General features: G+C 71.5%; 7 protein-coding genes. 5 read left to right on the top strand and 2 right to left on the bottom strand.

Annotated features, from left to right (window positions below; all coding sequences use genetic code 11):
* A partial coding sequence (gene rplU, locus QM641_RS12420) for a 50S ribosomal protein L21 (RefSeq protein ID WP_415116947.1) occupies positions 1-226 on the bottom strand: 226 nt, incomplete at its 3' end.
* A gap of 228 nt (positions 227-454) precedes the next feature.
* Between rplU and QM641_RS12415 the strand changes: the two genes are divergently transcribed.
* Genes QM641_RS12415 through QM641_RS12395 form a run of 5 tightly spaced genes read left to right on the top strand, consistent with a single transcriptional unit; the run spans position 455 to position 4,629 of the window.
* Positions 455-1,468, top strand: coding sequence for an iron-siderophore ABC transporter substrate-binding protein (locus QM641_RS12415; RefSeq protein WP_415116945.1), 1,014 nt, complete (start codon positions 455-457; stop codon positions 1,466-1,468).
* Positions 1,465-2,511: a FecCD family ABC transporter permease gene (locus QM641_RS12410; protein ID WP_415116943.1), complete on the top strand. Its 1,047-nt coding sequence runs from the start codon at positions 1,465-1,467 to the stop codon at positions 2,509-2,511. Before QM641_RS12415 ends, QM641_RS12410 begins: the two co-directional genes overlap by 4 nt.
* The gene (locus tag QM641_RS12405; protein WP_415116941.1) at positions 2,508-3,530 is read left to right on the top strand and encodes a FecCD family ABC transporter permease; all 1,023 of its coding nucleotides are present in this window, start codon (positions 2,508-2,510) and stop codon (positions 3,528-3,530) included. The genes QM641_RS12410 and QM641_RS12405 overlap by 4 nt, the downstream gene beginning before the upstream one ends.
* Complete coding sequence (locus QM641_RS12400; protein ID WP_415116939.1) at positions 3,527-4,327, top strand: ABC transporter ATP-binding protein; 801 nt, start codon at positions 3,527-3,529, stop codon at positions 4,325-4,327. Before QM641_RS12405 ends, QM641_RS12400 begins: the two co-directional genes overlap by 4 nt.
* A gap of 29 nt (positions 4,328-4,356) precedes the next feature.
* On the top strand, positions 4,357-4,629 hold the full coding sequence (locus QM641_RS12395) for a DUF4031 domain-containing protein (protein ID WP_415116937.1): 273 nt from the start codon (positions 4,357-4,359) through the stop codon (positions 4,627-4,629).
* On the opposite strand, the gene QM641_RS12390 is transcribed toward QM641_RS12395, so the two are convergent.
* Positions 4,630-5,363 (bottom strand): ribonuclease E/G (locus tag QM641_RS12390; protein ID WP_415116935.1); only part of this gene is annotated, 734 nt, incomplete at its 5' end.

Raw genomic sequence — 5,363 nt, 5'->3', positions numbered from 1 at the left:
TCTGGATCACGATCTTGGGGCCGCGCTCCTCGCCGAGGACCTCGGCGGTGACGGTGACCGTCGCGAGCTTGTCGGCGTCGGTCGTGACGGCGTCGCCGTCGACGAGCAGGACGGCGGGGAGCTGAAGCGTGTCGCCGACCTCGGCCTGCTGGCGGTCGAGCACGACGATCGTGCCGACCTCGACCTTCTCCTGCCGCCCACCGGCGCGCACTACTGCGTAGACCACTTCATACCTGTTTCTTCGGGGAGCGCACCGCTCCGATTGTCTGTCCGAGACTGGAAGTCCTGGTGCGGAGCGTCTCGACGCACCAAGGATCGAGTTTACCGGATGCCGCACGGGAGGGCAAAAGCGCGGCTCGCGCCGCGGTCCCTGACCGAAACAATAGGTAAGGCTGGCCTAAATGACTGGTAGGTTGAGGGGACCCATCCCCCCTCATCCCGAAGGGAGCGCCTCGTGCGCCTCACCAGAATCCTCGGCGCCGCCGCAGCGGCCACGCTCGTCGCCGCCCTCGCCGCCTGTTCCTCGTCCGCCCCGGAGGAGACCACGAGCGCCGAGAGCGACGGCGCCTTCCCGGTCACGATCGAGCACGTCTACGGCGAGACCATCATCGAGAGCAAGCCCGAGCGCGTAGCCACCGTCGCGTGGGCGAACCAGGAGGTTCCGCTGGCCCTGGGCATCGTCCCGGTCGGCATGGCGAAGGTCACCTGGGGCGATGACGACCACGACGGCGTCCTGCCGTGGGTGGAGGACAAGCTCACCGAGCTCGGCGCCGACACCCCGGTGCTGTTCGATGAGACCGACGGCATCGACTTCGAGGCCGTCGCCGACACCGAGCCCGACGTCATCCTCGCGGCATCCTCCGGCATCACCGAGGACGAGTACGAAACGCTGTCGAAGATCGCGCCCGTCGTCGCCTACCCGGGCGAGGCCTGGGGCACCTCTCTGGAAGACATGATCGCGCTGAACTCCACCGCCCTCGGCGAGGCCGACGCCGGTGCCGAGCTCATCGACGACCTGCACGCGCAGATCACCGCCGCCCTCGACGAGAACAGCGCACTGAAGGACAAGAAGGTGCTGTTCGCCTTCTTCGAGGCGACCGACCTCAGCCAGATCGGCTTCTACACGCCGATCGACACCCGCCCCGGGTTCCTCCTGAGCATCGGGCTGCCTGCGCCCGCGGTCCTGGAGGAGTACCAGGACAGCACCGAGTTCTACACCTCGATCAGCGCCGAGCAGGCCGACGAGCTCGACGACGTCGACATCATCGCCACCTACGGCGACGACACGACGCTCGCGACCCTGCAGGCCGACCCGCTGCTGTCGAAGATCCCGGCGATCGCGGAGGGCCGGGTCGCCATCCTGGAGAACGACACGCCGCTGGCGGCATCCGCCAACCCCTCGCCGCTGTCGATCGGGTGGGGCATCGGCGACTACTTCGCCCTCCTCGCCTCGCCGCTGCAGGGGTGACCGCAGTCCTTCCGGATCGTGCACCGGGCGCCGCAGCACTGCGGCGCCCGGTGCTGGCGCGCACGCTGTGGCTTGCGGCCGGAGCGGGCGCGATCGTGGTCCTCGCGGCGCTGTCGGTCTCCTTCGGCGTCCGCGCCGTCGCGTTCGACGACATCCTGGCGGGGCTCGCCGGGCACGCCGACACCGTCTCCCAGGCGGCCATCGTCAAGCGCATCCCGCGCACTGTGCTGGCGATCCTGGTCGGGGGCGCCCTGGCCCTGTCCGGAGCCACCATGCAGGCCGTCACCCGCAACCCGGTCGCCGATCCCGGCATCCTGGGCGTGACCGGCGGGGCATCGCTGGCGGTGGTCGTCGGGATCGCGCTGTTCGACATGGCCGGCTCCTGGGCCTTCATCGCGGTGGCGGTCGTGGGGGCCGCGGTGGCGGCGGTCTTCGTCTACACGGTCGGCTCGCTCGGCCGGGGCGGGGCGACCCCGCTCAAGCTCGCGCTGGCGGGAGCGGCGACCTCCGCGGCGTTCGTCTCCCTCATCAGCGCGATCATGCTGCCCCGCGTCGACCTCCTGCCCACCTTCCAGGCCTGGCAGATCGGCGGGGTCGGCGGCGCGGACTGGGCCAAGCTCGCCGCCCTCGCCCCGGTCCTCGCGATCGGGATGCTGGTCTGCTTCGCATGCGCTCGCGGGATGAACTCCCTCGCCCTGGGCGACGATCTGGCCGCAGGGCTCGGCGAGCACGTGTTCCGCACGCGGCTGGTGTCGGCCCTGGGCGCGGTGGTCCTCGCCGGGGCGGCCACGGCCATTGCGGGCCCCATCGGCTTCGTCGGACTCGTCATCCCGCACATGTGCCGTCTGCTCGTGGGCACCGACCACCGCTGGCTGCTGCCGTTCTCGGCCCTCGGCGGGGCCGCGCTGCTGCTGGCCGCCGACGTGGTGGGCCGGGTCGTCGCCCCCTCGTCCGAGGAGATCCAGGTCGGCATCATCACCGCCGTGATCGGAGCGCCGTTCTTCATCTGGATCGTGCGCCGGCAGAAGGTGCGCGAGCTGTGACCGCCGTCGTCGTCGCCGGGCGCCGCGCGCGTCACCGCCGCCACGCCCTCACCGCGATCGTGCTCGGGGCGATCCTGTTCGTCCTGTCCTGCATCGCGTTGATGGTCGGCAACACGTTCTACCCGCCCGACGAGGTCGTCCGGGTGATCCTCGGCGAGACCGTGCCCGGCGCCTCCTTCACGGTGGGCGAGCTGCGCCTGCCGCGCACGGTCCTGGCCCTCCTGGCCGGGGCGGCCTTCGGCATCGCCGGGGTCACGTTCCAGACGCTGCTGCGCAACCCCCTGGCATCCCCCGACATCATCGGGATCGCCGAGGGCGCGAGCGCCGCCGCCGTGTTCGGGATCGTCGCGCTGTCGGCCGGTGGCGCGGTCGTGTCCACCCTCGCCCTGGTCGGGGCGCTCGTGACCGCCCTCGCGATCTACCTGCTCTCCAACAAGGGCGGCTTCGCCGGGACGCGGCTGATCCTCATCGGCATCGGCGTGTCGGCGATGCTGCAGAGCGTCGTGTCGTACCTGCTCTCGCGCGCCGCGCAGTGGGACATCCAGACCGCGATGCAGTGGCTCACCGGCAGCCTCAACAGCGCCTCGTGGGACCGCGTCGCGCCGCTGGCTCTCGCGAGCCTCGTGATCCTCCCGTTCCTGCTCGCCCAGTCGCGGTCGCTCGGCATGCTGCAGCTGGGCGACGACTCCGCGGCCGGTCTCGGGGTGCGGGTGAGCCGCACGCGGCTCCTGTTCATCGTCGGCGCGGTCGCGCTCCTGGCCTTCGCCACCGCCGGCACCGGCCCGATCGCGTTCGTGGCGTTCATGGCGGGCCCGATCGCTTCGCGCCTGACCGGACCCGGCGCGAATCTGCTCGTGCCCGCGGCGCTGGTGGGAGCCGTGCTCGTGCTCGGCGGCGACCTCATCGGCCAGTTCGCGCTCGGCAGCCGCTACCCGGTCGGCGTCGTCACCGGCGTGCTGGGCGCGCCGTACCTCATCTACCTGCTCATCCGCACCAACCGTCAAGGGGTCTCGCTGTGACCGAAAGCCATCAGCTCACCGCCGAGGGGCTCACGCTCTCCTACGGCGAGCGCACGATCGTCGACGGACTGGACCTCGCCGTCGCGCCCGGGAGGATCACCGTCATCGTGGGAGCGAACGGATGCGGCAAGTCCACGCTGCTACGCGCGCTGGCCCGGCTCCTCTCCCCGCACACGGGGCAGGTCGTGCTCGACGGCGCCTCCGTGCACTCCCGCCCGACCAGAGAGGTCGCCCGCATCCTGGGCCTGCTCCCGCAGTCCCCGATCGCGCCGGAGGGGATCGCGGTGGCCGACCTGGTCGGCCGGGGTCGGCATCCGCATCAGCGGACCCTGTCCCGTTGGAGCGCACACGACTACGAGGTCGTCGCCGACGCCCTGCGGGTCACCGACACGACCGAGCTGGCCGACCGCAGCGTCGACGAGCTCTCCGGCGGCCAGCGTCAGCGCGTCTGGATCGCGATGGCGCTGGCGCAGGAGACCGACATCCTGCTGCTGGACGAGCCGACGACGTTCCTCGACGTCGCCAACCAGGTCGAGGTGCTGGACCTGCTCACGGACCTGCGCACCTCGCGCGGCACCACGATCGTCATGGTGCTGCACGACCTCAACCTCGCGGCACGCTACGCCGACCAGCTCGTCGCGATGAAGGACGGGCGCGTGCACGCGGTGGGCGCGCCCGTCGACATCGTCACGAGCGACCTCGTCCACGAGGTCTTCGGCCTTGCGAACCGCATCGCCATCGACCCGGTCTCGGGAAAGCCCCTGGTCACCCCCATCGGACGGCACCATGTCCGCTGACTGACCCGGTGCGGTCATAGGATGCCGGGGTGGCCATTCTCGTCGACGACGCACGCTGGCCCGCGCACGGCCGCATGTGGGCGCACCTGATCAGCGACAGCGACCTCGACGAGCTGCACGCGTTCGCCCAGGCGCACGGCATCCCCCGGCGCGGATTCGACCGCGACCACTACGACGTGCCCGAGGAGTCGATCGCCCGGCTCGTCGCGGGCGGCGCCCAGCACGTGGACGGGCACGAGCTGGTCAGAAGGCTCGTCGCCTCGGGCCTGCGGGTCACCACCCGGCAGCGCCGCGGGCTCTGATCAGCCCTGCTCCCCCAGGGCCGGCGCGACCGGCGTGCCCGCCAGCGCCGCCGTGGTCACGCGGCGCCGCGAGCGCCCCTGACCCGGCGCCTTGGGCGCGGGAAGGGCCTCCAGCACCGAGTCGAGGAGGAGCTCCTTCTCCGTGCGCGGACGCGCGGACGCGGCATCCGACCGCTTGCGGCGCGCCTTCTTCGGGCGCTCCGCGACGGCGGGCTCGGGTGCGGGCTCCGCTGCGGGAACATCGTCGTGCGGGTGGATCGTGGATGCCGCGATCTGCGCCAGCGCCGACTTCACGCCCTCGGTGATCACGTGCGTGCCGCCGCCCGGCGCGGTGGAGACCGGCGGGGCCTGACGACTGCGCCGGGCGCCGCCGCCGTTCTGCGACGACGCGCGGTGCTTGACCACGGGGTCGTGGTGCACGATCACGCCGCGACCGGCGCACACCTCGCACGCCTCGCTGAAGGTCTCCAGCAGCCCGAGCCCGAGCTTCTTGCGGGTCATCTGCACGAGCCCGAGCGAGGTGACCTCGGCCACCTGGTGTTTCGTGCGGTCACGGCTCAGACACTCGATGAGCCGTCGCAGCACGAGGTCGCGGTTGGATTCGAGCACCATGTCGATGAAGTCGACCACGATGATGCCGCCGATGTCGCGCAGGCGCAGCTGCCGGACGATCTCCTCCGCCGCCTCGAGGTTGTTCTTGGTGACGGTCTCCTCGAGGTTTCCCCCCGAGCCGA

It is taken from the genome of Microbacterium sp. (genome assembly GCF_047605725.1).
GTDB lineage: Bacteria > Actinomycetota > Actinomycetes > Actinomycetales > Microbacteriaceae > Microbacterium.
Note: the sequence above shows the minus strand (reverse complement) of the source record. Positions and strands in the feature narration are given on the sequence as shown.